General features: G+C 73.1%; 22 protein-coding genes. 9 read left to right on the top strand and 13 right to left on the bottom strand.

Going from position 1 to position 25,947, the window contains the following annotated elements; genetic code table 11:
- Nucleotides 1-31 precede the first annotated feature (31 nt).
- Nucleotides 32-643 (bottom strand): heme-copper oxidase subunit III, encoded by a 612-nt coding sequence (locus tag ABZ920_RS24790; RefSeq protein WP_361508940.1) that lies wholly within the window; start codon nt 641-643, stop codon nt 32-34.
- 202 nt (nt 644-845) lie between these two features.
- On the opposite strand from ABZ920_RS24790, the gene ABZ920_RS24785 reads away from it, so the two are divergent.
- On the top strand, nt 846-1,247 hold the full coding sequence (locus tag ABZ920_RS24785) for a hypothetical protein (RefSeq protein ID WP_361508938.1): 402 nt from the start codon (nt 846-848) through the stop codon (nt 1,245-1,247).
- A gap of 335 nt (nt 1,248-1,582) precedes the next feature.
- Here ABZ920_RS24785 and ABZ920_RS24780 read toward each other — a convergent pair whose 3' ends face one another.
- From ABZ920_RS24780 to coxB, 4 genes are all read right to left on the bottom strand, one after another.
- A complete protein-coding gene (locus ABZ920_RS24780) occupies nt 1,583-2,935 on the bottom strand; it encodes an Ig-like domain-containing protein (RefSeq protein ID WP_361508935.1) in 1,353 nt (450 codons plus the stop codon).
- A gap of 130 nt (nt 2,936-3,065) precedes the next feature.
- Entirely contained in the window at nt 3,066-3,464 is a 399-nt protein-coding gene (locus ABZ920_RS24775; protein ID WP_361508932.1) for a cytochrome c oxidase subunit 4, read from the bottom strand.
- Complete coding sequence (ctaD, locus tag ABZ920_RS24770; protein ID WP_361508930.1) at nt 3,461-5,194, bottom strand: cytochrome c oxidase subunit I; 1,734 nt, start codon at nt 5,192-5,194, stop codon at nt 3,461-3,463. The genes ABZ920_RS24775 and ctaD overlap by 4 nt, the downstream gene beginning before the upstream one ends.
- Nucleotides 5,191-6,150 carry a cytochrome c oxidase subunit II gene (coxB, locus tag ABZ920_RS24765; RefSeq protein WP_361508927.1) on the bottom strand — a complete coding sequence of 320 codons (960 nt, stop codon included), beginning with the start codon at nt 6,148-6,150 and terminating at the stop codon, nt 5,191-5,193. The genes ctaD and coxB overlap by 4 nt, the downstream gene beginning before the upstream one ends.
- A gap of 327 nt (nt 6,151-6,477) precedes the next feature.
- On the opposite strand from coxB, the gene ABZ920_RS24760 reads away from it, so the two are divergent.
- Entirely contained in the window at nt 6,478-7,863 is a 1,386-nt protein-coding gene (locus tag ABZ920_RS24760) for an aminotransferase class V-fold PLP-dependent enzyme (protein ID WP_361508924.1), read from the top strand.
- Nucleotides 7,864-7,940: 77 nt separating this feature from the next.
- Here ABZ920_RS24760 and ABZ920_RS24755 read toward each other — a convergent pair whose 3' ends face one another.
- Complete coding sequence (locus tag ABZ920_RS24755; protein WP_361508921.1) at nt 7,941-8,915, bottom strand: carbohydrate kinase family protein; 975 nt, start codon at nt 8,913-8,915, stop codon at nt 7,941-7,943.
- 178 nt (nt 8,916-9,093) lie between these two features.
- Between ABZ920_RS24755 and ABZ920_RS24750 the strand changes: the two genes are divergently transcribed.
- Nucleotides 9,094-9,306 carry a hypothetical protein gene (locus ABZ920_RS24750; protein WP_361508918.1) on the top strand — a complete coding sequence of 71 codons (213 nt, stop codon included), beginning with the start codon at nt 9,094-9,096 and terminating at the stop codon, nt 9,304-9,306.
- Nucleotides 9,307-9,482: 176 nt separating this feature from the next.
- Nucleotides 9,483-11,387: a hypothetical protein gene (locus ABZ920_RS24745; RefSeq protein WP_361508915.1), complete on the top strand. Its 1,905-nt coding sequence runs from the start codon at nt 9,483-9,485 to the stop codon at nt 11,385-11,387.
- Between the two features lie 73 nt (nt 11,388-11,460).
- Here the strand turns inward: ABZ920_RS24745 and ABZ920_RS24740 are convergent, their stop codons facing one another.
- On the bottom strand, nt 11,461-11,817 hold the full coding sequence (locus ABZ920_RS24740; protein WP_006135694.1) for an iron-sulfur cluster assembly accessory protein: 357 nt from the start codon (nt 11,815-11,817) through the stop codon (nt 11,461-11,463).
- Between the two features lie 300 nt (nt 11,818-12,117).
- On the opposite strand from ABZ920_RS24740, the gene nadA reads away from it, so the two are divergent.
- A complete protein-coding gene (gene nadA, locus ABZ920_RS24735) occupies nt 12,118-13,302 on the top strand; it encodes a quinolinate synthase NadA (protein ID WP_361508912.1) in 1,185 nt (394 codons plus the stop codon).
- A gap of 269 nt (nt 13,303-13,571) precedes the next feature.
- Here nadA and ABZ920_RS24730 read toward each other — a convergent pair whose 3' ends face one another.
- The 5 genes from ABZ920_RS24730 to ABZ920_RS24710 form a co-directional block, all read right to left on the bottom strand.
- Nucleotides 13,572-16,682 carry an efflux RND transporter permease subunit gene (locus ABZ920_RS24730; protein ID WP_361508909.1) on the bottom strand — a complete coding sequence of 1,037 codons (3,111 nt, stop codon included), beginning with the start codon at nt 16,680-16,682 and terminating at the stop codon, nt 13,572-13,574.
- Nucleotides 16,683-16,876: 194 nt separating this feature from the next.
- The gene (locus ABZ920_RS24725) at nt 16,877-17,545 is read right to left on the bottom strand and encodes a response regulator transcription factor (protein WP_361508906.1); all 669 of its coding nucleotides are present in this window, start codon (nt 17,543-17,545) and stop codon (nt 16,877-16,879) included.
- Nucleotides 17,542-18,774 (bottom strand): histidine kinase, encoded by a 1,233-nt coding sequence (locus ABZ920_RS24720; protein ID WP_361508903.1) that lies wholly within the window; start codon nt 18,772-18,774, stop codon nt 17,542-17,544. The genes ABZ920_RS24725 and ABZ920_RS24720 overlap by 4 nt, the downstream gene beginning before the upstream one ends.
- Nucleotides 18,775-19,600: 826 nt before the next feature.
- The gene (locus tag ABZ920_RS24715) at nt 19,601-19,879 is read right to left on the bottom strand and encodes a hypothetical protein (RefSeq protein WP_361508901.1); all 279 of its coding nucleotides are present in this window, start codon (nt 19,877-19,879) and stop codon (nt 19,601-19,603) included.
- A 40-nt stretch (nt 19,880-19,919) separates the two neighbouring features.
- A complete protein-coding gene (locus tag ABZ920_RS24710; RefSeq protein ID WP_361509047.1) occupies nt 19,920-20,690 on the bottom strand; it encodes a PspA/IM30 family protein in 771 nt (256 codons plus the stop codon).
- 324 nt (nt 20,691-21,014) lie between these two features.
- Between ABZ920_RS24710 and ABZ920_RS24705 the strand changes: the two genes are divergently transcribed.
- The 3 genes from ABZ920_RS24705 (at nt 21,015) to ABZ920_RS24695 (ending at nt 23,858) form a co-directional block, all read left to right on the top strand.
- Nucleotides 21,015-21,614: a DUF3043 domain-containing protein gene (locus ABZ920_RS24705; protein ID WP_361508898.1), complete on the top strand. Its 600-nt coding sequence runs from the start codon at nt 21,015-21,017 to the stop codon at nt 21,612-21,614.
- A gap of 80 nt (nt 21,615-21,694) precedes the next feature.
- Nucleotides 21,695-22,399, top strand: coding sequence for a methyltransferase domain-containing protein (locus ABZ920_RS24700; protein ID WP_361509044.1), 705 nt, complete (start codon nt 21,695-21,697; stop codon nt 22,397-22,399).
- Between the two features lie 361 nt (nt 22,400-22,760).
- Nucleotides 22,761-23,858 carry a trypsin-like peptidase domain-containing protein gene (locus ABZ920_RS24695; RefSeq protein ID WP_361508895.1) on the top strand — a complete coding sequence of 366 codons (1,098 nt, stop codon included), beginning with the start codon at nt 22,761-22,763 and terminating at the stop codon, nt 23,856-23,858.
- A 57-nt stretch (nt 23,859-23,915) separates the two neighbouring features.
- Here the strand turns inward: ABZ920_RS24695 and ABZ920_RS24690 are convergent, their stop codons facing one another.
- Nucleotides 23,916-24,128: a hypothetical protein gene (locus tag ABZ920_RS24690; protein ID WP_361508892.1), complete on the bottom strand. Its 213-nt coding sequence runs from the start codon at nt 24,126-24,128 to the stop codon at nt 23,916-23,918.
- Nucleotides 24,129-24,453: 325 nt separating this feature from the next.
- Here ABZ920_RS24690 and ABZ920_RS24685 point away from each other — a divergent pair, with 325 nt between their 5' ends.
- Nucleotides 24,454-25,656, top strand: coding sequence for a bifunctional adenosylcobinamide kinase/adenosylcobinamide-phosphate guanylyltransferase (locus ABZ920_RS24685; RefSeq protein ID WP_361508890.1), 1,203 nt, complete (start codon nt 24,454-24,456; stop codon nt 25,654-25,656).
- The last annotated feature ends 291 nt before the right edge of the window (nt 25,657-25,947 follow it).

Genomic DNA, 25,947 nt, shown 5'->3' with positions numbered 1-25,947 from the left:
GTGAAACGACCCCGCCGCGAGCGGCGGCCGATTACTTGATCATGTAGATCGTGGCGAAGAGGCCGATCCAGACGACATCGACGAAGTGCCAGTAGTAGGACACGACGATGGCCGCGGTCGCCTGCTCGTGAGTGAACCTCCGGGCCGCGTAGGTGCGGCCGAGGACCAGCAGGAAGGCGATGAGGCCGCCCGTCACGTGCAGGCCGTGGAAGCCGGTGGTCAGGTAGAACACCGAGCCGTAGGGGTCGGAGGACAGCGAGAGGCCGTCCTTCTTCACCAGCTCCGTGTACTCGAAGATCTGACCGCCGATGAAGATCGCACCCATGATGAAGGTGACGATGAACCAGCCCCGGAGCCTCTTCACGTCACCGCGCTCGGCGGCGAAGACGCCGAGCTGGCAGGTGAGGGAGGAGAGCACCAGGATCGTGGTGTTCGTCGCCGAGAACGGGAAGTTCAGGGCCGAGGCCATTTCCTTCCAGTGCTCGGGTCCGGTCACCGATCGCAGGGTGAAGTACATCGCGAAGAGGGCCGCGAAGAACATCAGCTCGGAACTCAGCCAGATGATGGTTCCGACGCTGGTGAGGTTCGGCCGGTTGACCGACGGGTGCGCGTGCCCGGTATCTACTGTCGTTGCTGTCGCCACGCCGACATTATGTCGTTCGCTTATCCCGCCCTCACTCCGGGGGGTGCCGTTCGGAGTGTCTGCGGGACGCGCGGGGCCCGTATGGTCGATCGGGAGCGCGTTCGGGCGCTGTTGACCAGCAGTCGAAGGGAGTAGCATCCGCGCCATCGGAACCCGGAAGTTCCCGACCAATGCTGCACTCACTGAGATGCGTGGAGGAACCATGCAGGCGACGGCCACGGTGCTGGTCTACAGCGACGACGCCAACACCCGGGAGCAGGTGCGGCTCGCGACCGGACGCCGGCCGGCCCCGGACGTTCCCGCCGTCGAGTTCGTCGAGTGCGCGACCCCGGCGGCCGTGCTGACCGAACTGGACCGGGGCGGGATCGACGTCTGTGTCCTGGACGGCGAGGCCGTGCCCATGGGCGGCATGGGCCTGTGCCGCCAGATCAAGGACGAGGTCTTCCAGTGCCCGCCGGTGCTCGTGCTGATCGGCCGGCCGCAGGACGCCTGGCTGGCCACCTGGAGCCGGGCCGACGCGGCCGTGGCGCTGCCGGTGGAGCCGGTGGAGTTCGCCTCCGCGCTGGCCGCCCTGCTGCGGCAGCGGCAGGCCGTGGGCGCCTAGCCAGGGCCGCGGCGGCCGGGAGCGCCGCGAGGCGCTCGCCGGCCCCGGTCACGTCGAAGACCTCCGGTGTGGCGGGCCCGTGCGGGACCGCGGCGCCGGGGGTCTTCGCGTACCGGCGCGCGGGCCGTTCAGGCCCCCACGGCCGGCGGCCGTCCCCCGGGCGGCTCCGTCGAGATGTCCGTCGGTCGGGCGGCTGCCCGTCGAGGCGTCTGTCGCCACCGTCCCGGACGCGCGGCGGGCCCGTGGTCCGGGGGTCTTCGCCGCCTCGCCGCGCCCCGGTCCGCGGGCTCCGCCGCGGCCGGTCCCGTGGATGCCGGCCGGGGCGTCGGGGCACGTCACAGGGGCGCCGGAGCCAGCCGCGCGGTCTCCTCCCGGGTGCCGGCGTCCTGGCCGCCGGAGGCGAGCGCGCTGCCCGTGCGCCACTTCGACCAGGGCACGTTCCAGTCGCCGAACCCGTTGCCGAAGTTCTCCATCTGCTTGCCCTTGGACTTCACGACCTCGACGATGTCGCCCTCGCGGACGTTCTCGAAGAACCACTTGGCGTTGGCGGTGCTCATGCCGGTGCAGCCGTGGCTGACGTTGGCGGAGCCCTGGGAGCCGACCGACCAGGGCGCGGCGTGCACGTACTCGCCGCTCCAGGTGACCCGGGTGGCGTAGTAGACGGGCATGTCGTACGACTCCGCGGAGCCCGCGGCGATGCCGACGGTGGAGCTGCGCATCTGTACGAGGGACTCCTTGCCGAGCACGATCTTGACGCCGTTGCGGGTCTCGAAGCCGGGCTTGCCGGTGGTCACGGGGAACTTCTTGATCTCCTCGCCGTTCTTGTAGAAGGTCAGGGTGTGGGCCGCCGCGTCCGTGCGGGCGACGACGGCGTCCCCGATGCTGAGCTCCAGCGGCTCGGCGGCGCCGCCCCACAGCCGCTCGCTGATCTTGATGTTCTCGAGGTTGCTGTACACCTCGATCTCGGTCTCGGTGGGCCAGTACTCCTCGGGGCGGTAGTGCAGTTCCCGGTCGCTCACCCAGTACCAGGAGCCGTCCACGGCGGGGGTGGAGTCGACGTGCAGGGCCCGTTCGACGACGGCGCGCTCGGCCCTGTCCTTGACCGGCTGGTCCAGCATGGCGGTGATGGGCTGGCCGACGCCGTAGGTGCCCTCCTTGGGGCCGAACATCACGTTCAGGCGCTTGGTGCTGGTGGGTTTGCCCGTGTCGAAGGTGAGGACCTTGCGGCCGGGTGCGCCGTCCTCGTCCTCCGTGCTCACCCGGACCGTGTAGTGGGCGTTCGCGGCGAGCGGCGAGGTGCTGTGCCAGCGGGTGCCGTCGGCGGACAGCTCGCCCGAGACGTGGCGGCCGGCGGAGTCCACGGCGGTGACGTCGGTGATGCGCCCGCCGGAGTCCTTCGCGGTGATCTCCAGGGGCTTGTCGGGGTCCGCCTTCCCGCCGGCCTTGACCGGGCCGTTGAAGGCGATCTCGTCCGCGGCGTCGTAGGGCGTGGCGGCCAGCGGGTTGCCGTCCGCGCCACAGGCGGTGGCGCCCGCGCCGAGGGCGGCCGCCAGCAGGGCGCAGCCGACGGCGGTGCGGGCACGCGTGCGCGCCGGGGCCGGGGAGGGCGCGCCGGGGCCCGAGGGCCTGAGCACGGCCGGCCCCTCGGTGCCGGCTCGTGCGCCCCGGAAGAACACTGTGTGGCTCATGGCCTCACGCTAAGGACCATCCCCGGCGACGGCGCGGTGGGTCATCCGTTCGAGGGAGAGTTGTCCGGCACAAGCAGGAGCCCGGACCTCCGTGTGGAGTGTCCGGGCTCCCGTGGCCGCTCGGGGCGTGCTACTGGGTGCGGTTCTCACCGCGGTAGTACTCGAAGACCCAGCCGTACAGGCCGACCAGGATGATCGGCGCCGAGAAGTACATCAGCCACCAGCCGACCGCGATCGCGAGGAAGGCCAGCGCGCCGCCGAAGGCGAGCGCGAGCGGCTGCCAGCTGTGCGGGCTGAAGAAGCCCACCTCGCCGGCCTCGTCCGCGACGTCGGCCTCCTTGTCGTCCTGAGCGCCCGCGTCGATCCGCCGGGCCGTGAAGCCCAGGTAGAAACCGATCATGACGCTCAGGCCGAAGGCCAGGAAGAGGGCTGTCGTACCGGCCGGCTCCTTCGACCAGAAGCCATACACGATGGCCATGACGAGGATGAAGACGCCCAGCCACATGAACATCTTGCCCTGGATCTTCACTTGCCGGCCTCCTTGCCGCCAGCGAGCGCCTTCTCCTGCTCGACGTTCTCGAGCTGGTCCAGAGCGGCGATCTCGGGGTGGTGCAGGTCGAACGCCGGGGATTCGCTGCGGATCCGCGGCAGGGTGAGGAAGTTGTGCCGCGGCGGCGGGCAGGAGGTCGCCCACTCCAGGGAGCGGCCGTAACCCCACGGGTCGTCGACCTCGATCTTCTTGCCGTACTTGGCCGTCTTCCAGACGTTGTAGCAGAACGGCAGGATCGACAGGCCGAGCACGAACGAGCTGATCGTCGAGACCGTGTTCAGGGCGGTGAAGCCGTCGGCCGCCAGGTAGTCGGCGTAACGGCGGGGCATGCCCTCGGCACCCAGCCAGTGCTGGACCAGGAAGGTGCCGTGGAAGCCGATGAACAGCGTCCAGAAGGTGATCTTGCCGAGGCGCTCGTCGAGCATCTTGCCGGTGAACTTCGGCCACCAGAAGTGGAAGCCGGCGAACATCGCGAAGACGACCGTGCCGAAGACGACGTAGTGGAAGTGCGCCACCACGAAGTACGAGTCGGAGATGTGGAAGTCCATCGGCGGCGAGGCCAGGATGACGCCGGTCAGACCACCGAAGGTGAAGGTGATCAGGAAGCCGGCCGCCCAGAGCATCGGCGTCTCGAAGGACAGCGAGCCCTTCCACATGGTGCCGATCCAGTTGAAGAACTTCACACCGGTCGGGACCGCGATCAGGAAGGTCATGAAGGAGAAGAAGGGCAGCAGCACGCCACCGGTGACGTACATGTGGTGCGCCCACACCGTCACGGACAGACCCGCGATGGCGATCGTCGCGCCGATCAGGCCCATGTAGCCGAACATCGGCTTGCGGGAGAAGACCGGGATGATCTCACTGATGATGCCGAAGAACGGCAGCGCGATGATGTACACCTCGGGGTGGCCGAAGAACCAGAACAGGTGCTGCCACAGCAGCGCGCCGCCGTTGGCCGCGTCGAAGACGTGGGCACCGAACTTGCGGTCCGCCTCCAGCGCGAACAGGGCCGCCGCGAGCACCGGGAAGGCCAGCAGGACCAGCACACCGGTCAGCAGCACGTTCCACGTGAAGATCGGCATGCGGAACATGGTCATGCCGGGGGCGCGCATGCAGATGATCGTGGTGATGAAGTTGACCGAGCCGAGGATGGTGCCGAAGCCGGAGAAGGCCAGGCCCATGATCCACATGTCGCCGCCGATGCCCGGCGAGTGCACCGCGTCCGAGAGCGGCGCGTAGGCGAACCAGCCGAAGTCGGCCGCGCCCTGCGGGGTCAGGAAGCCGCCGACCGCGATCAGCGAGCCGAGCAGGTACAGCCAGTAGGCGAACATGTTCAGCCGCGGGAAGGCGACGTCGGGGGCGCCGATCTGCAGCGGCATGATCCAGTTCGCGAAGCCGGCGAACAGCGGCGTCGCGAACATCAGCAGCATCACCGTGCCGTGCATGGTGAACGCCTGGTTGAACTGCTCGGTCGACATCAGCTGCAGGCCCGGGCGGGCCAGCTCGGCGCGCATGAGCAGAGCCATGACGCCGCCGATGCAGAAGAACGCGAACGACGTGACCAGGTAGAGCGTGCCGATCGTCTTGTGGTCCGTGGTCGTGAGCCACTTCACCACGGCATTGCCGGGTTGCTTGCGCCGCACCGGCAGCTCGTTCTCGTAGTGGGCCTCAGGTGCCGCGGCACCTTGAGGTTCGTTGACGATGCTCACAGGATGTTCGACTCCCGGTCCTTCTCGTGGTTCGTCTGCTCGATGCCCGCGGGAACGTAACCGGTCTGTCCCTTCTTGGCGAGGTCCCTGAGGTGCTGCTCGTAGCGCTCAGGGGAGACGACCTTCACGTTGAACAGCATCCGGGCGTGGTCCTGGCCGCAGAGCTCGGCACACTTGCCCCGGAAGGTGCCCTCCTGGTTGGGGGTCACCTGGAAGGAGTTGGTGTAGCCCGGGATGACGTCCTGCTTCATGAGGAACGGCAGCACCCAGAAGGAGTGGATGACGTCCCGTGAGGTCAGGACGAAACGGACCGTCTTGCCCTTGGGCAGCCACAGCGTGGGGCCGGGGTTGCCGTTCTGCGGGTTGCGCTCACCGGGCGTCCCGACCTCGTAGACGCCGCCGGCGTCGGCGGGGAAGTCCTTCTTGAACCGGAGCGGAATGGCCTGCAGGTTCTTGTCGGTCTTCGCGTTGCCGGTCGAACCCGCGACGGGCTGGATGTAGTTGAAGGCCCAGCTCCACTGGTAGCCGACGACGTTGACCGTGACGTCGGGCTTCTTGGAGAGGTCGAGGAGCTTCGACTCGTCGCGGGCCGTGAAGTAGAAGAGCACCGAGACGATGACGAGCGGGACCACCGTGTACAGCGCCTCGATGGGCATGTTGTACCGCGTCTGCGGCGGAACCTCGACCTTGGTGCGGCTGCGCCGGTGGAAGAATGCACTCCACAGGATCAGACCCCACACCAGGCAGCCGACGGCGAGCGCGGCCGCCCAGGAACCCTGCCACAGCGAGAGGATCCGCGGAGCCTCTTCCGTGGTCGGGGTGGGCATACCCAGCCGGGGGAAGTCCTTGTATGTGCAACCGGTCGCGGTCGCCAGGACCAGGCCCGCAGTCAGTGCCTGCAGCAGCTTCCGCCGCATCGGGCGCCGCGGCGAGCGGTCGGAGCCGTTGGGACTCACGTAGCGCCTTCCCGAGAGTCTCGCCCGCGCTGTTCGGCTGCGGCCTTCTCGCTGGTCGGTCGCCGCCCTGCGTCGGGCAGGGGTTTGGATGTTTATGCGGACCAAACCCTACTGGACGCCTTCCGGCGGGTCGCGGGGAGGGTGCCATACGCGCCGCGGATCGCCCCGAAGGGGTGGGACGCCCGCCCGGCCCGGCGGGAGCTGACGGAATTCGGGCGCCCGGCAGCCCCGGCCGCGGGCGGGTTCCGCGGCCGTGCGGCGGTGCGTGAGCGCACCCGGGGCCGCCCGCCGAGCATCGGGGGTGGACGCGGGTCGTAGCGTTGCGGTGTGGCCTACTTCGACGCGGCTTCCGCCGTCCCCCTGCATCCCGTCGCCCGGCAGGCTCTGCTGGCCTCCCTCGACGAGGGCTGGGCCGATCCCGCGCGCCTGCACCGGGAGGGCCGGCGGGCCCGGTTGCTGCTGGACGCGGCGCGCGAGGCGGCCGCGGAGGCGGTGGGCTGCCGGCCCGACGAACTGGTCTTCACCTCCTCCGGGACCCGCGCCGTGCACTCCGGCGTCGCGGGCGCACTGGCGGGGCGGCGGCGCACCGGACGCCACCTGATCGTGTCAGCCGTCGAACACTCCTCGGTGCTCCACGCGGCGGAGTCCCACGAGGCGGACGGCGGCCCGGTCACCCGGGTCCCGGTCGGCCGCGGGGGCGCGGTGGCCGCCGCGTCGTACGCGGACGCGCTGCGCCCCGACACCGCCCTGGCCTGTCTGCAGTCCGCCAACCACGAGGTCGGCACCGAGCAGCCGGTGGCCGCCGTGGCGGAGGCCTGCCGCGCGGCGGGCGTCCCGCTGCTGGTGGACGCGGCCCAGTCGCTCGGCTGGGGCCGGGTCGAGGGCGGCTGGTCGCTGCTGACGGCGAGCGCCCACAAGTGGGGCGGGCCGTCGGGGGTCGGGCTGCTCGTCGTGCGCAAGGGCGTGCGGTTCGCGCCGCCCGGGCCCGTGGACGAACGGGAGTCGGGCCGGGCGGCCGGGTTCCAGGACATCCCGGCGATCGTGGCCGCGGCGGCGTCGCTGCGCGCGGTGCGGGCCGAGGCGGCCGCGGAGGCCGTACGGCTGCGCGAGCTGACGGAGCGGATCCGGGCGCGGGTGCCCCGGCTGGTGCCGGACGTGGAGGTGGTGGGCGAACCGGTGCGCCGCCTGCCGGGCATCGTGACCTTCTCCTGTCTCCACGTGGACGGGGAGGCGCTGCTGCACGAGCTGGACCGCGAGGGGTTCTCGGTCTCCTCCGGCTCGTCCTGCACGAGCAGCACGCTCACCCCGAGCCACGTCCTGCGGGCGATGGGGGTGCTCAGCGAGGGAAACGTCCGGGTGTCGCTGCCGCCGGGCACGCCGGCGGAGGAGGTCGAGCGGTTCCTCGCCGTGCTGCCCGCGGCGGTGGCCGCGGTGCGGGAGAAGCTGGGCGCGCCGGCCGCGGCCCCGGTGGCCGTGGCGGGCGCCGGCGACGCGCTGGTCGTCGACGCCCTCGGCAAGCGCTGCCCGCTGCCCGTCATCGAGCTGGCGAAGGTCATCGGGAACGTCCCGGTGGGCGGCACGGTCCGGGTCCTCGCGGACGACGAGGCGGCGCGGCTGGACATCCCGGCGTGGTGCGGGATGCGGGGGCAGGAGTACGTGGGCGAGGAAGCGGCGGACGAGGGCGCCGCCTACGTCGTCCGCCGCGTCTCGTGACGGGGTGCCTGCCCCGCCGGAGGAGGGCCCGGGTCTCCTGAGGGAGGACCCGGGCCCGCCGGGGAGGGCGCGGCCGGTCAGGCGAGGTGGGCGCGGACCTCGCGGGCCGCGTCGTCGCCGTAGGCCTTGGTGAAGCGCTCCATGAAGTGGCCGCGGCGCAGCTGGTACTCCTGGGTGCCCACCGTCTCGATGACCAGCGTGGCGAGCATGCAGCCCACCTGCGCGGCGCGCTCCAGGGAGACGCCCCAGGCCAGGCCGGAGAGGAAACCGGCCCGGAAGGCGTCGCCGACACCCGTGGGATCGGCCTTGCGCTCCTCGTCCGGGCAGCCGACCTCGATCGTCTCCCCGCCGGCGCTCTCGATGCGCACGCCCCGCGCGCCGAGGGTGGTCACGCGGTGGCCGACCCGGGACAGGATCTCGGCGTCGCTCCAGCCCGTCTTGGTCTCGATGAGCCCCTTCTCGTACTCGTTCGAGAACAGGTAGGTGGCCCCTTCCAGCAGTATCCGGATCTCCTCCCCGTCCATCCGGGCGATCTGCTGGGAGAAGTCGGCGGCGAACGGGATCGACCGCGCGCGGCACTCCTCGGTGTGCCGGAGCATCGCCTCGGGGTCGTCGGCGCCGATCGACACGAGGTCGAGGCCGCCGACGCGGTCCGCGACGGTCTTCAGCTCGATGAGGCGGGCCTCGCTCATCGCGCCGGTGTAGAAGGAGCCGATCTGGTTGTGGTCGGCGTCCGTCGTGCACACGAACCGGGCGGTGTGCAGGGTCTCGGAGATGCGGACCGACTCCGTGTCGACGCCGTGCCGCTCCAGCCAGGCCCGGTACTCGTCGAAGTCGGCGCCGGCGGCACCGACCAGGACGGGCCTCGTGCCGAGCTGCCCCATGCCGAAGGCGATGTTGGCGCCGACCCCGCCACGCCGTACGTCCAGCTGGTCGACCAGGAAGGAGAGCGAGACCGCGTGCAGCTGGTCCGCGACGAACTGGTCGGCGAAACGGCCGGGGAAGGTCATGAGGTGGTCGGTGGCGATGGAGCCGGTGACTGCGATGCGCACGGCGTGGACTCTCCTGCGGGCATGTAAGGGGCGCGCGTCAGCGCTCGGTGGAAGGGTGCGGGGGACGGGAGCCGGGTTGACAGTTCACGCTACCCGCTCGGCGCGTGCGGCTGAAGCAGGCGAAACTACCCGATAGTAGATCTTTCTTCATGGGGCCCGGCCTGCCTACGGTGCCGTCATGACGAACCACACGGTCCATGCTGCCTCCGCCCCGGCCGACCTCGACGGCGATCTCGCGACTCTGCGCGGGGACTGCGCCCGGATGGCCCCGTACTGGGAGGCTCCCGACCGGGCCGCCGCCGCTCCGGTACCGCCGTCGCTGATCCACGGCGTGGACGTCCCGGCGTCCTCCGCGCGGCTGCTGGACGCCATGTCGGACTACGGCGACTGAACCCGGCGCGCCCGGTGGAACCGCGCGCTCCCCCGCTGCGTCCCATCGCCGGCCCCCGTCGAGGGGACGCGGGTGGCGATCCCCGGCGCCGGCCTTTTTGTCAGGGGCGGGTCAGGGTCGGCACGAGGACGGCTGATGACGGCTGATGACGGCTGTGCAGGCGAAGGAGCGATGCGGTGAACACCGAGCGACCCGATCACGACGACGCGGCCGCGGGTACCGCCGAGGCGGCCTCGGAGGCGAAGAAGACCCCGGAGTCCCGAGCCGAGGGCGGGACCGCGCCGCGGGGGAAGGCCGGGACCGGCGCCACTGCGGCGCCCCTGACGGGCGCCGAGTCCGAGCCGGGGGCCGGGACCGGCGCGGTTCCGGGGCCCGTGGTCGCGTCCGGCGCGGCTTCGGAGCCCGAGACTGGGACCGGCGCCACTTCGGAGCCCACGGCCCGGGCCGACGCCGCTTCGGAGCCCGAGCCCTCGTCCGTGCCGGAGCCGCAGGCGGAGCCGGACGCCGTCCCGGGGCCGGGCGCGGAGCCCGGGGACAAGGGCACCGCGGCTCCGGAGACCGGCACGCCGTTCCTGCCCGGCCGGCACCGCTCCCCGCTGGTCGCCGCCTCGGTCGCCGCCGCGGTGCTGCTCGTCGGAGGCGGCGGAGCCTACGTGGTCACCAGCGCGTCCGGCTCCTCCCGCGGTGGTACGGCCCCGGCGGCGTCCGGCCACGGCACTCCCCCGCCGCTCGCCCTCGACGGCTACACCGCGCCCGGCACGGCCCCCGGCGGAGCGGACGCGGGGGGCGCGGACACGAGCGGCGCGGGGGCGGGCACGGGCGGGACGAACGGCATCGCGCCCGGCGAGCCCAATCCCTACGGTCGGACGTACCGGGTCGCCGGCACCCTGCCCGACGGCCCCGGCTCGGCGCCGGTGTACGCGGCGGGCGGCGCGGTCACCCGCGACGAGGTGGCCCGTCTCGCCCGCGCGCTCGGCCTGGAGGGGGCGCCGCGGGCCGGTACGCGGGCCTGGACGGTCGGGCCGGCCGGGGACGGCTCGGGCCCGGTCCTCCGGGTGAGCCGGCAGGGCCCCGGCACCTGGACCTTCAGCCGGTACGCGCCGGGCACGGACGACTGCGCCGGGGTCACGCGGTGCACGTCCGCCCCGGCGGCCCCGGCCGCGGACCCGGTGAGCGCGGCCGCGGCGAAGAAGGCGGCGGCTCCCGTCCTGAAGGCACTGGGCCAGGAGGGCGCCGCGGTGGACGCCGGACAGGTCAGGGGCGCCCAGCGGGTGGTGAACGCCGACCCCGTGGTCGGCGGCCTGCCGACGTACGGCTGGGCCACCGGCCTGACGGTCGGGGCGTCGGGCGACGTCGTCGCGGGCAGCGGCCGGCTGAAGGCTCCGGCGAAGGGCCACACGTACCCGGTGCTGAGCGCGCGGGAGACGCTGGACCTCATGAACGCCGCTCCCGGGCCCGGCCACCGGATGGGGATCGGCGGCTGTGCGAGCCCCGTGCCCCTGAAGGACCGCCTCGAGGCGCCGTGCGGGTCGCCGGCGTCCACCGCAGCCCCGCGGCAGGACGCGGTCACGGTGGAGCGGGCCGTGTTCGGGCTGGCCACGCACTCCGCAGGGGGGCGTCAGACGCTGGTGCCTTCCTGGCTGTTCGAGGCGCGGACACCGGGTGCCGCGGACCTCTTCACGGTGACGTACCCGGCGGTCGACCCGGCCCATCTGACGCCGGCCGGCCCGGCCGGGGGGACGTCCGCCGCGCAGACGAGCCCGTCGGCGCCGGCCGCTCCGCGCGACGTGCGGGTGACGGGGTACAGCACGGACGGCGACAGCCTCACCGTCCGTTTCGAGGGCGGGGTGTGCTCGGACTACACCGCTTCGGCGGCCGAGGGGGCCGGCCGGGTGACCGTCACGGTGACCGAGGAGCCGCGGGCGGGCACGGTCTGCATCATGATCGCCAAGGTGCAGGAGCGGACCGTGCGCCTGGACCGGCCGCTCGGCGACCGGACGGTGGTCGGCTCGGACGGCCGGGCCGTGCCGCAGGCGAGGCCGGGAGCACGGCTGCCGGAGGCGTCGCCGCAGGCCCGGTGAGGGTGACCGGACACACGAAGGCGGCGGCCCCTGGAACAGGGGCCGCCGCCTTCGCACGCCGGGCAGGAGCGGCTCAGCTGAAGGAGTCGCCGCAGGCGCAGGAGCCGGTCGCGTTCGGGTTGTCGATCGTGAAGCCCTGCTTCTCGATCGTGTCCACGAAGTCGATGGTCGCGCCGCCCAGGTACGGGGCGCTCATGCGGTCGGTGACGACCTTCACCCCGCCGAAGTCCTTCTCCACGTCGCCGTCCAGGGAGCGCTCGTCGAAGAAGAGCTGGTAGCGCAGGCCGGAGCAGCCACCGGGCTGGACGGCCACGCGCAGGGCGAGGTCGTCACGGCCTTCCTGGTCGAGCAGGGCCTTGACCTTGGACGCGGCGGCGTCGGTCAGGATGATGCCGTCGGTGACGGTGGTGGTCTCGTCCGATACGGACATCTACATCTCTCCCGGGTTGTACGGAGACTGCTTGCCGACGAGTGCAACCGGCAAGGCCGCGGAATCATTCCGGGCCGAGCACCTGGTTTTCCTCTTCCTCATGCTCGTCCTCTTCATGCTCGCACACGCCCGCGGCACCGGGCAGCACGGCCGGGGACGGGGGTGGGGCACGCGACGACGGCGACCGCCGGGGAGTCCACGGGATTCACGTCACAACGACGCTATGGAGATCGTCAAAGTGACGTGAAGCGGTTATGATGGATAACGTCACATCGACGAAAAGTAGAAAGGGTGCGTGTGGTGACCACCGCCCAAGCCCAGGAGCTCGACGTACAGCCGACGCCCCTCGCCCTGCTTCTCCTCGGTCGCGAGGCCGACCCGAAGAGCGAGCGGGGTGTCGAGTGTCCCGGCGACCTGCCCTCCCCCTCCGACCCGGACCTGGTGGAGCGCGCCCGCGCCGCCAAGGAGAAGCTCGGCGACAAGGTCTTCGTGCTGGGCCACCACTACCAGCGCGACGAGGTCATCCAGTTCGCCGACGTCACGGGCGACTCCTTCAAGCTGGCCCGGGACGCGGCGGCGCGGCCGGAGGCCGAGTACATCGTGTTCTGCGGTGTGCACTTCATGGCGGAGTCCGCGGACATCCTGACGAACGACGAGCAGAAGGTGGTCCTGCCGGACCTGGCGGCCGGGTGCTCCATGGCCGACATGGCGACGGCCGAGCAGGTCGCCGAGTGCTGGGACGTGCTGACCGAGGCCGGCGTCGCCGAGCAGGTCGTCCCGGTGTCGTACATGAACTCGTCCGCGGACATCAAGGCGTTCACCGGCAAGCACGGCGGCACCATCTGCACCTCCTCCAACGCCCGGCGCGCCCTGGAGTGGGCGTTCGAGCAGGGCGAGAAGGTCCTGTTCCTGCCCGACCAGCACCTGGGCCGCAACACGGCGGTACGGGACATGGGGATGTCGCTGGAGGACTGCGTCGTCTACAACCCGCACAAGCCGAACGGCGGGCTGACCGCCGAGGAGCTGCGGGCCGCGAAGATGATCCTGTGGCGGGGCCACTGCTCGGTGCACGGGCGCTTCGGTCTGGAGTCGGTGAACGACGTCCGCGAGCGCATTCCCGGCGTGAACGTGCTGGTCCACCCCGAGTGCCGGCACGAGGTCGTGGCGGCGGCGGACTACGTCGGGTCGACCGAGTACATCATCAGGACGCTGGAGGACGCCCCGGCCGGCTCCAAGTGGGCCATCGGCACGGAGCTGAACCTGGTCCGCCGGCTGGCGAACCGTTTCGCGCCCGAGGGCAAGGAGATCGTCTTCCTCGACCGGACGGTGTGCTTCTGCTCGACGATGAACCGCATCGACCTGCCGCACCTCGTGTGGGCGCTGGAGTCCCTCGCCGAGGGCACCCTCGTCAACCGCATCGAGGTGGACCAGGAGACCGAGGCGTTCGCGAAGCTGGCGCTGGAGCGGATGCTGGCGCTGCCGTAGCGGGCGGTTGCCGCCCGCCGGGGCGGGTGACGGCGAAGGCCCGCCGGAACACCTTCGGGTGGTCCGGCGGGCCTTCGCCGTTCGTGGGGGCGGGCCCCGCGGGGAGCGCCGGGCCACCGGCCTGCCGGGCCGGGACCGGCATCCCGACCCGGGGCCGGTACAGGGCCGGCCCGCCGGGCCGGGACCGGCATCCCGACCCGGGGCCGGTACAGGGCCGGCCCGCCGGGCCGGGACCGGCGCATCCCGACCCGGGGCCGGACCCGTCCTGCCTACACTCCCGCCGGTTCCGGGGACTCGGCGGGCTCCTTCGCGGCCTTCCTCGCCGCCCGCTTCTCCGCCCGCCGTTCCTTGCGCAGCTCCAGCATCGCGTAGAGCGTGGGCACCAGCAGCAGCGTCAGCAGGGTGGAGGTCACCAGACCGCCGATCACGACGACCGCCAGCGGCTGGGCGATGAAGCCGCCCTCACCCGTGACGCCGAGGGCCATCGGCAGCAGGGCGAAGATCGTCGCCAGCGCCGTCATCAGGATCGGGCGCAGCCGGTGGCGGCCGCCCTCGACCACGGCCTCCACGACCCCGCAGCCCTGTGCGCGGTACTGGTTGATCAGGTCGATCAGCACGATCGCGTTCGTGACCACGATGCCGATGAGCATCAGCATGCCGATCATCGCCGGTACGCCCAGGGGCGTGCCCGTGGCGATCAGCAGGCCGAGCGCGCCGGTCGCCGCGAACGGGATCGACACCAGCAGGATCAGCGGCTGCGCCAGCGAGCGGAAGGTCGCCACCAGCAGCATGAACACGATCGCGATCGCCGCGAGCATCGCCAGGCCCAGGTTCTCGAAGGCGTCGTCCTGGTCCTGCGTGACACCGCCGATCTCCGCGGTGGCGCCCGCCGGGAGCTTCAGCGCCTTGATCCTGGACTGGAGGTCGGCGCTGACCGCGCCGGTGTTGTCGCCGGTCGGCTTGGCCGTGACGGTCGCCGCCCGGCGGCCGTCGATGCGCGTCATCGACACGGGGCCGTCCACGAGCCGGACCGTGGCGACGTCGGACAGCCTGGCCGGCCCGACCCGCAGGTCGCGCAGCTGCGCGAGCGTGGTGGCCGGCTTCGCCGACCGGATGACGACGTCGCGCTCGCTGTCGTCCAGGACCGCCTTGGCGGCCGGGGTGCCGTTCACGGCCTGGGCGACGACGACGCCGAGCACCTGGTCGTTCAGCCCCGCGGCGGCGGCCTTCGCGTTCGCGCGGACCGAGATGCGCGGGACGCTCTGGGACAGGTCGCTCGTCACGTTGGTGACGTCGTCGAGTCCCGCGACGGTCCTGCGGACCCGTTCCGCCGCCGTGCGCAGCGCGTCGGCGTCGGCGGCCTTGACGACGACCTTCAGGTCCTGGTCGCCGAAGCCGTCGCCGGTCGAGACCGTGGTGGCGCCGATGCCGGACAGCCGGTCCAGGCCGTCCTCGATGCGGTCGCGCACGTCCGCGGAGGAGGCGGAGTCGTCCAGCATCACCTGGTACGAGGCCCGGTTGGTGTCCGTGCCGCCGCCGAAGGCCGCCATGAAACCGGAGGAGCCGACGGTCACCTGGTAGTTCTCGACGCCGTCGATGCCCGCGAGGAGCTTCTCGACCTTCTTCGCCTGCGCGTCGGTCGCGGCCAGGCTGGTGCCCGGCTTCAGCTGCTGCCTGACGGTGAGGACCTTCTGGTCGCCCTGGTCGAAGAAGTTCGTCTTCAGCAGCGGGGTCATGCCGAAGGTGCCGACGAGCACGACCACCGCGATGGCCACGCTGGTCAGGCGGCGGCGCGTGGCGAAGCGCAGCACGGGCACGTAGAGGCGCTGCAGCCGGCTCTTCGCCTCCTTCTCCTCGGCCCGGCGGCGGGCCTCCTCCGCCTGGGCGGGGGTGCCCTTGGGGGCGCGCAGGAACCAGTACGACAGCACCGGGACGACCGTCAGCGACACCAGCAGCGACGCCAGCAGGGCGGCGGTGACCGTCAGGCTGAACGGGCCGAACAGCTCGCCCACCATGCCGCCGACCAGGCCGATCGGCAGGAAGACGGCGACCGTGGTGAGCGTGGAGGACGTCACCGCGCCGGCCACCTCGCGGACCGCGGTGAGGATGGCCTCGCGGCGCTCCTCGCCGTAGCCGAGGTGCCGCTTGATGTTCTCCAGGACCACGATCGAGTCGTCGACGACACGGCCGATGGCGATGGTCAGCGCGCCCAGGGTCAGCATGTTCAGCGACAGGTCGCGGGTCCACAGGACGATCAGGGCGAGGACCACGGACAGCGGGATGCTCACCGCCGTCACCAGGGTCGAGCGGACCGACGCCAGGAAGACCAGGATGACGACGACCGCGAAGAGCAGGCCGAGGGCGCCCTCGGTGGTCAGGCCCTCGACGGACTTGGCCACGGCCGGGCCCTGGTCGCTGACGACGGTGATCCTCGCGTCGGAGCCCAGGCTGGTGCGCAGCTGAGGCAGCTTGTCCTCGACCGCGTCGGAGACGGCGACGGCGCTGCCGTCGTGGTCCATGGTGACGGCGACGGCGAGACTCGGCCGGCCGTCGGTGCGGGTGATCGCGTCGGCCTTGGCCGGTTCCTCCTTGACGGTGGCCACGTCGCCGAGGCGGACCGGCTTCTTCGCGGCGGCGCCCTCCCCGGTGACCATCAGGTCCTGGATCTGCCGCAGGGAGGTGAGGCCGCCGCCGACCTGGACGGTGCGGTTGGCACCGCCCTCGTCGAAGGAGCCGGCGGGGACGGTGGCGCCGCCCGCCTTCAGGGCGTCGCCCAGGGCGGCGGTGGTGAGGCCGGCGCGGGCCAGCCCCGTCTCGTCGGGTGTGACGGTGACCTGCACGTCCCGTACGCCGTTGACGGTGACCTGGCTGACGCCGTCGATGTTCTTCAGCGCCGGTACGACCGTCGTGTCGAGCTGGTCGGCCAGGGCCTGCTGGTCCCGGGAGGAGGTGACGGCGAGGACGACGGTCGGAATGTCGTCCGTCGATCCGGCGACGACCTGGGGGTCGACGGTGTCGGGGAGCTGGGCGCGGGCCCGGTTGACGGCCTGCTGGACGTCCGCGACGAGCTGCTTGGTGTCGTTGCCGTAGTCGAAGGACGCCATGATCACGGCGTTGCCCTCGGCGGCCGTGGACGTGACGCCGGTGATGCCGTCGACGGCCTTGAGGTTGTTCTCGATCGGCTCGACGACCTGCTTCTCGACCACGTCGGGGGCGGCGCCCCGGTAGGGCGCGAGCACCGACACGACGGGCAGTTCGATGCTGGGCAGCAGCTGCTGCTTGAGCTGGGGGATCGCTATCGCCCCGAAGACGAGCGCGACGATCGACATCAGCCCGATCAGGGCCCGTTGCGCGAGGCTGAATCTGGACAGCCAGGACATGGGTCAGGGTCTCTCTTCAGTCAGCGGCGGATGCGGCACCGGACGCAGGTGAGCGCCCGCCCCTCCACCTTGGGCCATGGGCTCACGGCGAACCGTAGCCCCCTGGTCGATTTCTTCCGCCGCCCCTACTCCGGCCGCAGTACGCGCCGCTGAGGGCGGTCCACCCTCGGACGTACCGGCGCGTGCCGCCCTCACTAGGCCCGGGGGCGGACCAGGCCGGACTCGTAGGCGATGACCACGAGCTGGGCCCGGTCCCGGGCGCCCAGCTTGGCCATGGCGCGGTTGACGTGCGTCTTCACCGTCAGCGGGCTGACCTGGAGCCGTTCGGCGATCTCGTCGTTGGAGTGGCCGCCGGCGACCTGGACGAGCACCTCGCGCTCGCGGACGGTGAGCGCGGCGAGCCGCTCGGAGCGGGCGGGGTCGCGGCCGTCGTCGTCGGCGTCGCCCTGCGCGAGGAACCGGGCGATCAGGCCCTTGGTGGCCGCCGGGGACAGCAGCGCCTCGCCGCCGGCCGCGACCCGGATGGCACTGAGCAGTTCCTCGGGTTCGCTGCCCTTGCCGAGGAACCCGGAGGCGCCCGCCCGCAGCGACTGCACGACGTAGTCGTCGACCTCGAAGGTGGTCAGGATGACCACGCGGACGTGGGCGAGGGCCGGGTCGGCGCTGATCATGCGGGTGGCGGCGAGGCCGTCGGTGCCGGGCATGCGGATGTCCATCAGCACGACGTCCGCGCACCGCTCCGCCGCCAGGCGTACCGCCTCCGCGCCGTCGGACGCCTCGCCGACCACCTCGGAGTCGACGAGCACGCGGAAGGCGCTGCGCAGCAGCGCCTGGTCGTCGGCGAGCAGGACGCGGATCGTCATGCGGGGTCCCCCGGGGCGCGGGTGCGGGTCTCGACGGGCAGGATGGCATGGACGCGGAAGCCGCCCCCGTAGCGGGGACCGGTGGTCAGGGTGCCGCCGATCGCGGTGACCCGCTCCCGCATGCCGAGCAGTCCGTGCCCGCCGCCCGCCCCGGGACCGGGGTCGCCGCCCGCTCCGTCGTCGAGGACGGTGATCTCTACGTGGGGTCCGACGCGGACGACGCTGACCTCGGCCTTCGCCGTGCCGCCGGCGTGCTTGTGCACGTTGGTCAGGGCCTCCTGGATGACCCGGTAGGCGGCCAGGTCGACGGCCGCGGGAAGGGTGGTGCCGTGGTCGGCGCGGGCGACCTCCAGGTGCAGGCCGGCGCTGCGGAAGGTGCCGGCGAGTTCGTCGAGGCGGTCCAGCCCGGGGGCGGGTTCGGTGGGCGCCTCCGGATCGCCGGACTGCCGGAGCAGCCCGACGGTGGCGCGCAGCTCGTCGAGTGCGCTGCGGCCGGCCTCCCGGACGTGGGCGAGGGCCTCCCTGGCCTGGTCGGGCCGCTTGTCCATCATGTGGGCGGCGACACCGGCCTGAACGTTGACGAGGGCGATGTGGTGGGCGACCACGTCGTGCAGGTCGCGGGCGATGCGCAGGCGCTCCTCGGCGACCCGGCGGCGGGCCTCCTCCTCGCGGGTGCGTTCCGCCCGCTCGGCGCGCTCCCGGATGGCGTGCACGAAGGCGCGGCGGCTGCGCACGGCGTCACCGCCGGCGGCGGCCATGCCGGTCCAGGCGAAGATGGCGAGGTTCTCCTGGGCGTACCAGGGCAGCGGGCCGGCGAGCATGGCCGCGCCGGTCAGCACGGTCATGGTGAGCAGGCCGAGGCGCCGGGTGGTGGGGCGGTCGGTGGTCGCGGCGACGGTGTAGAGGGCGACGACGGCGGACATGGCGACCGGGGCACGCGGGTCGCCGGTGACGCACTCGACGAGCGAGACGCCGCCGGTGACGGCGAGCACGCTGCGCGGAGCGCCGCGGCGGAAGACCAGGGCGGCGGCGCCGGCGGTCATCAGGACGAGGCTGAGCACCTCGGGAGTGCGCACGCCCCAGCTGCCGCCGTGGTCCGCGCGGGGGGCGACGAAGGAGCCGGCGACCATGCACACCAGCACACCGGCGGCGAGCGCCGCGTCCAGCGCCAGGGGGTGTGCCGCGAGGCGGCATCGGGCGCGGGCGAAGGGCGTGGCGGCGGTACTCACGGTGGTCCACCGTACGGGGTCGCGGAGGGCGGAAGACGACCACGACGACGGGCGGCTGGGCGAGCGCGGGCGGGACCGCCGCCGCGCTCGTCGGGGGGCTGCCGTGCCGTGCGGCGGCTCCCGCCTGGCCCGGACGACCGGTTCGCCCACGCGGGACGGGCGCAGCCGAGGCCGACGGCCGGGGCATCGGGCGCCGGCGGGTACGACGAGCCTCGTACGCCGCGATGCCGCCCCTTGACCGACTCCGGCCTGGACCGGACGGCCGGTTCGTCTACGCGGGACGGGCGGAGCCCGTGCCGACGGGCGGGGGACCCGGTGCGGGCGCACTGCAGCGCGCCTCGTACGGGCTGCGGCTTGCTGACCGGCTCGCGACTGAACCGGGGCGCTGGGTTCGTGCACGCAGGACGACCCGACGCCGGCGCCGACGGCTGGAGGGGACCTGGCGCGGGCGGATTCCAGCGCGTTCGTACGAGCCTGCGGCTTCTCGAGCGGCTCCCGCCTGAACCGGGGCGCCGGTTCGTGTACGCGGGGCCAGTGGACCTGGCGCCGGCGGGCGGGGGCAGTGGCGCGGGCGGATTTCAGCGCGCCTCGTACGAGCTGCGGCTTCTCGACCGGCTCCCGCCTGAACCGGGGCCCCGGTTCGTGTACGCGGGGCCAGTGGACCTGGCGCCGGCGGGCGGGCGCAGGGCACGGCCGCCGCGCCGCGTACGGGGTGACGCCTAGGCGGGCCTCCGGCTCGGACGGGAGGATCGTCCACGCACGGCGAACCGGCCCGGCGCCGCTGGACGGGCCGGCCCGGTGGCGGCACTTCGTGCCGGCGAGGGCGTCAGCCCGGGATCAGACCGTCGTCGCTGAGGAGCTCCCGGACCTCCTCCAGCGTCGCGTCCGGGGACGGAAGGATCAGCTCCGACGGCTCCAGGGAGTCGTCGGGCAGCGGCTCGCCGAGCTCGCGGACCTTCGACAGCAGGGCCTGCAGGGTGCGGCGGAAGCCCGGGCCGTCGCCGTTCTCCATCTCGGCCAGAAGTTCGTCGTCCAGCGTGCTCAGCTCGGCGAGGTGGCTGTCGGCCAGCCTCACCTGCCCCTCTCCCATGATCCGCACGATCATGTCGGCCTCCTCGGCGTCCGGCCCCGGCTGCCCGACGCGGTCACTGCTTGTCGAAGCGGGGGGTGTCCTGCGGCTGCTGCTGGGCCTGGTTCTGGCCCGCGCCGCCCTCGATCGCCTGCTGCTGGGACGAGGTGCCACCGGCCAGCTCCGCCTTCATGCGCTGCAGCTCCAGCTCTACATCCGTACCACCGGAGAGCCGGTCCAGCTCGGCCTGGATGTCGTCCTTGTGCGTGCCGGAGGGGTCGTCCAGGGCGCCGGAGGCCAGCAGCTCGTCGATCGCGCCGGCGCGTGCCTGCAGCTGGGCCGTCTTGTCCTCGGCCCGCTGGATCGCCAGGCCGACGTCGCCCATCTCCTCCGAGATGCCGGAGAAGGCCTCGCCGATGCGGGTCTGCGCCTGGGCCGCGGTGTAGGTCGCCTTGATGGTCTCCTTCCGCGTGCGGAAGGCGTCGACCTTGGCCTGGAGCCGCTGGGCCGCCAGGGTCAGCTTCTCCTCCTCGCCCTGGAGCGTCGCGTGCTGCGTCTCGAGGTCCGTCACCTGCTGCTGCAGCGCGGCCCGGCGGGAGAGCGCCTCACGGGCCAGGTCCTCCCGGCCCAGCGCCAGCGCCTTGCGGCCCTGGTCCTCCAGCTTGGTGGACTGCTGCTGCAACTGGTTGAGCTGGAGTTCCAGCCGCTTGCGGGAGGTCGCCACGTCGGCGACGCCACGGCGCACCTTCTGCAGGAGCTCCAGCTGCTTCTGGTACGAGTAGTCGAGGGTCTCGCGCGGGTCCTCAGCCCGGTCAAGGGCCTTGTTCGCCTTCGCGCGGAAGATCATCCCCATACGCTTCATGACACCGCTCATGGGCTTCGCGCGCCCCCTTCTGACGGACTACGGCTCCAGCTCTGCGACAGAACCCACAGTACGGGCCCTGCCTCCATTACCGCACTGTTCGGCTGCGGATGCGGTCATCCCCAAGAACGACTGCGGACGTCCGGCGCTCCCGCGCAGGGAGGAGGTGTCCGTCAGGGATCACCCCCCGGCCGCGGACGGCGGGGCACGTCCGTCGTTCCCCTCGTCCCGCCGCAGCGGAACTGTGTTGCCGGATCGTTCCCCGTGGGACTGGGGTCTATACGGGTCAAGCCCTTACCCTTGGGTTTTGTGTTCCGTAGCCGTGCCAAGGAAGAGAAGACCCCGGCAGCCGACAAGGCTCCGGTCAACTTCTCCAAGCAGCCCCGCGACCCGCAGGCCCCGAAGGGCAGGCCCACGCCCAAGCGCAGTGAGGCCCAGTCCCAGCGCCGCAGCGTCGCCAACACCTCGATGACGCGCAAGGACGCCGCCAAGCGGCAGCGCGAGGAGCGCCGTGCCGCGATGGAGCGGCAGCGCCAGGCGCTCGCCGGCGGGGACGAGCGGTACCTGCCGGCCCGCGACAAGGGCCCGGTCCGCAAGTTCGCCCGCGACTTCGTCGACTCGCGGTTCAGCATCGCCGAGTTCTTCCTGCCGATGGCCGTCGTCATCCTCGTGCTCAGCATGATCCGGGTGGCCTCGCTGCAGAGCATCGCGCTGCTGCTGTGGCTCGTGGTGATCGTCCTGATCGTCCTGGACTCGCTCGCCACCGGGTTCCGCCTCAGGAAGCGGCTCGCCGAGCGCTTCCCGGACCAGAACCGGAAGGGCGCCGTCGCCTACGCGCTGATGCGCACCCTCCAGATGCGCCGGCTGCGTCTGCCCAAGCCGCAGGTCAAGCGCGGGGAGCGGCCCTGAGCGGGACCGCTTTCACCGGGGGTGCCGCGGACGCCTGGCTGAGCAGGCTGGGCGGTCTGCGTGACGTCGTACGGCAGGAGCTGGTCGCCCGCCAGCTCGAGGAGCAGATAGCCGGGCGGTTCCCGGTGGGGCAGCGGCTGCGGGTGCTCGACGTGGGGATGGGCCAGGGGACGCAGGCGCTGCGCCTGGCCCGGGCCGGGCACCAGGTCACCGGGCTCGAACGGGACGCGAAGATGATCTCCACGGCGCGTGCGGCCCTCGCCGCCGAGCCGGAGGGCATACGCGCGCGCATGCGGATCGTCGAGGGTGACGGCCAGGAGACCGGCGTGCACTTCCTGCCGGGCAGTTTCGACGTGGTGCTCTGCCACGGCGTGCTCATGTACGTCGAGGAGCCGGATCCGCTGCTGGCGGGGCTGGCGCGCATGCTCGCGCCGGGCGGTCTGCTGTCGCTGCTGGTGCGCAACGGCGACGCGCTCGCCATGCGGCCGGGCCTGTCCGGGGACTGGGCGGGGTCGCTGGCCGCCTTCGGTTCGACCGCCTACCGGAACCGGCTGGGGGTGGACGTCCGGGCGGACCGGCGCGAGACCCTGACGGCGACCCTGGCCGGCATCGGGGCGCCGCTGCACGCCTGGTACGGCGTGCGGGTCTTCACGGACGCGGCGGCGGACGGCACGGAGCCGCCGGCCGACCTGGAGACGCTGCTGGCGGCCGAGGAGCGGGCCGGGCGCACGGATCCCTACCGCGCGGTCGCGGCGCTGCTGCACCTGTGCGGAGTACGCGGCTGACGAACGGGGCGACCGGGCGGGGGGCGCCCGGAGCGAACGTGGGGCCCGTCCCGAGGGCGAGGACGGGCCGCGCCGTGCCGGAGCACGGGCCGACGGGGTGGTGGTGAGGGTCCCGGCACGGTACGGAACCGGAACACGCCGGTGCGGGGGCCGGGCACCGCGCGCGACCGGAACCGGTTCGCCGGCTGCGACGCGCGACCCGTACCGGTACGGGGGCCCGGCGCGCGACCAGGGCCGGTACGGGACCTGGGACGGCGCGACCCGAGCGGGCCGGGCGGCCGGGTGCGGCGAACGCCGGGCGCGTGGCTCGTCCGGGTGAGTCCCGCAAGCCGGACCTCCACCCCGCGGGGAGACTCGGGACATGGACCTTCCCCACGCCCGTGTCCGCAGCCGTGCCCTCGGGCCGGCCGGTGCCCTCGCCGCCCTGGTCTGCGCCGCGGCGGCGCTGTCCGGATGCACCGACTCGGCGCCCGAGGAGAACGCGGCCGCCACGAAGGCGGCCCCCCGCAGCCGGCAGAGCGTCGTCCCGCAGGCGGCCAACGCGCTCGAGAAGGACTACCAGCGGGTGATCAGGGCCGTCCTGCCCTCGGTCGTGCAGATCCGGGCCGGCAGCGACCTGGGGTCGGGGGTGGTGTACGACGGCAAGGGGCACATCGTCACCAACGCGCACGTCGTCGGCAACGACAGGACGTTCCAGGTGACCACCGCCAACAGCCAGGAGGTGCTCACCGCCCGCCTCGTCTACTCGTATCCCGAGCAGGACCTCGCGGTCGTCAAGCTGGACCGGGTGCCCCGCGGGCTGAAGGCCGCCTCCTTCGCCGACTCCGCCAAGGTCGAGGTGGGGCAGATCGTGCTGGCGATGGGCTCGCCGCTCGGACTGTCGTCGAGCGTGACGCAGGGCATCGTGTCGGCGACCGGACGGACCGTCAGCGAGGGGGAGAGCGAGGGCGGCACGGGGGCCACCATCGGCAACATGGTGCAGACGTCGGCCGCCATCAACCCCGGCAACAGCGGGGGCGCGCTGGCCGATCTCGCCGGGCAGGTCGTCGGCATCCCGACGCTCGCCGCCGTCGACCCCGTCCTCGGCGGCAGCGCGGCGCCCGGCATCGGCTTCGCGATCCCCGCCTCGCTGGTGAAGACGGTCGCCGGCCAGATCGTCAAGGACGGCAGGGTCACGGACTCGGGCCGGGCGGCGCTGGACATCACGGGCCGCACCTTCACCGACGCCGGCTTCCAGGCCGCCGGAGTCGTCGTCGTGGAGGTGCAGCGGGGCGGCGCCGCCGAGGCGGCGGGTCTGCGGCCCGGGGACGTCATCACCCGGCTGGGCGATGCGGACATCACCACCATGACCTCGCTGGCGGAGGCCCTGGCCGCCCGGAAACCCGGGCAGAAGACCACCGTGACGTACGTGCGCGACGGCCAGGAGCGGACCGCGGAGGTGACGCTGGGCGAGCAGTGAGGGGGGACGGTGCCGGCCGCGGCCGGCACCGTCCCTCCCCCGCTCCCGCCCGGCGGGCTACGACTCGTCCGCGTGCAGGCTCATCGGGCCGTAGATCTCCGTGGCGTCCTCGAACAGCCGGACCTGGTCCGTGCCGCCGTCGAGCAGGGCCTTCCAGTTCTCCCCGATCCAGGACTCGGCGTCGCCCTGCGTGCCGAACTCCTCGGGCTGCACCGCGGGCTGGACCTCCGTCCCGTCGGTCGTCTCGAACCGCCACGTCCATGCCGCCATGTACGCCTCCCTGTGTGAGCACACTGCACAGCGGAAGCCGGATGGTGGTCCGGCTCCCGTCCCGCAGCCTATGTGCTGCCCCGGGTGCGCCGTCAGCACGCCGTGGGTGATCGGTGGCACTCCGGTGCTGCCCGGGGCGGGCGCCCGGCCGGCGACGGCCGCGCAGGGCGGCCCGGCCGAGGGCTTGTGACGCCCCGGCGGCAGGAAGCGGCGGCCCCAGGTGCGGCGGGAGGCGGCGACGCCCGGCGGCCCCCGCCTCGGTACGGCGGCACCCCGTGGCGGACTCGGGCGCGCAGGTCCCGCGGCGAGACGGGAAAATCGGTCCGTGGATGTGACTCTGCTCGGCACCGGTGCCCCCGCGGGACTGCCCCGCCCCGACTGTCCCTGCGCGGCGTGCGCGACGTCGCTCGGCGTCGACGTGCGGTCGGCGACCGCGCTGCTCGTCGACGGGGCGCTGCTGCTGGACCTGACGCCCGGCGCGGCGTTCGCGGCCGCCCGCGCCGGGCATTCGCTGGCGGGCGTGGGCCAGGTGCTGCTGTCGCACCCGCACGACGGTCCCGCGGTCGAGGTGCCGGACGGGCTGCCGCAGCCCGGCCGGGTGCCGGACGGGCGCGAACTGACCCTGCTGACGGGGCACCGGGTGCGGGCGGTGGCCCTGGACGCCCCGGGCACCGGGTACGCGGTGACCGCGCCGGACGGGCAGCGGCTGCTGTACCTGCCGCCGGGCGGCGCGCCGGCCGGGCTGGAGGAGGGCTCGGCCGAACGGTACGACATGGTCCTCGCCGACGTCGTCGCACGGCCGGACGCCCTGGCCAAGCTGCGGGCGGTGGGGGCGGTCGGGCCGACCACGGACGTCGTCGCCGTGCACCTCGACCACGACGTGCCGCCGGGCGCGGAACTGCGGCGCCGGCTCGCGGCGGCGGGTGCGCGGGCCGTGCCGGACGGGACCACGCTGGTGGTCGGGGCGTACGAGGAGGTGCCGGACGTGCCGCGGCGGACACTGGTGCTCGGCGGGGCCCGGTCGGGCAAGTCGGTGGAGGCCGAACGGCGGCTGGAGTCCTTCCCCGACGTGCTGTACGTGGCCACGGGCGGGTCGCGCAACGGGGACACCGAGTGGGCGGCGCGGGTCACGGCGCACCGGGAGCGGCGGCCGGGGTCGTGGCGCACGGCCGAGACCTGCGACCTGGTGCCGCTGCTGGAGCAGGACGGACCGCCGCTGCTGATCGACTGCCTGTCGCTGTGGCTGACGGACGCGATGGACTCGGTCGGGGCCTGGGACGACGCGCAGTGGGCGGACGGCGGTGAACGGGCGCTGCGGGAGCGGGTGGCACGGCTGACGTCCGCGGTGCGGGCGACCCGGCGGACCGTGGTCGCGGTCTCCAACGAGGTGGGCTCGGGCATCGTCCCGGCGACCGCCTCGGGCCGCCGCTACCGTGACGAACTCGGGCGCCTGAACGCGGCGTTCGCGGACGAGTGCGAGCACGTGCTGCTGGTGGTGGCGGGCCAGGCACTGATCCTGCGCGGCTGACGACCACGGCCCCGTCGGCCGCGCCGCGCCGGCGGACCGTCCCGTCGCCGGGCCGTGCCCCGGCCGCGCGCCCGTGGACGCCCGGCCACCCGGCCGGCGAGGAGCAGACCGCACCGCCACCCGGCACGGCGGCACGAACCGCCTCGGCCACCCGGCCGCGTGCCACAGACCGGGCCGCCATCCGGCCACGGCCGCACGAACCACTCCGGCCACCCGGCCGCGTGCCACAGACCGCACCCCACCCGAACACGACCCCACGAACCACTCCGGCCACCCGGCCGCGTGCCACCG

It is taken from the genome of Streptomyces sp. NPDC046831, assembly GCF_040645305.1.
Taxonomy (GTDB): Bacteria; Actinomycetota; Actinomycetes; order Streptomycetales; family Streptomycetaceae; genus Streptomyces.
Note: the sequence above shows the minus strand (reverse complement) of the source record. Positions and strands in the feature narration are given on the sequence as shown.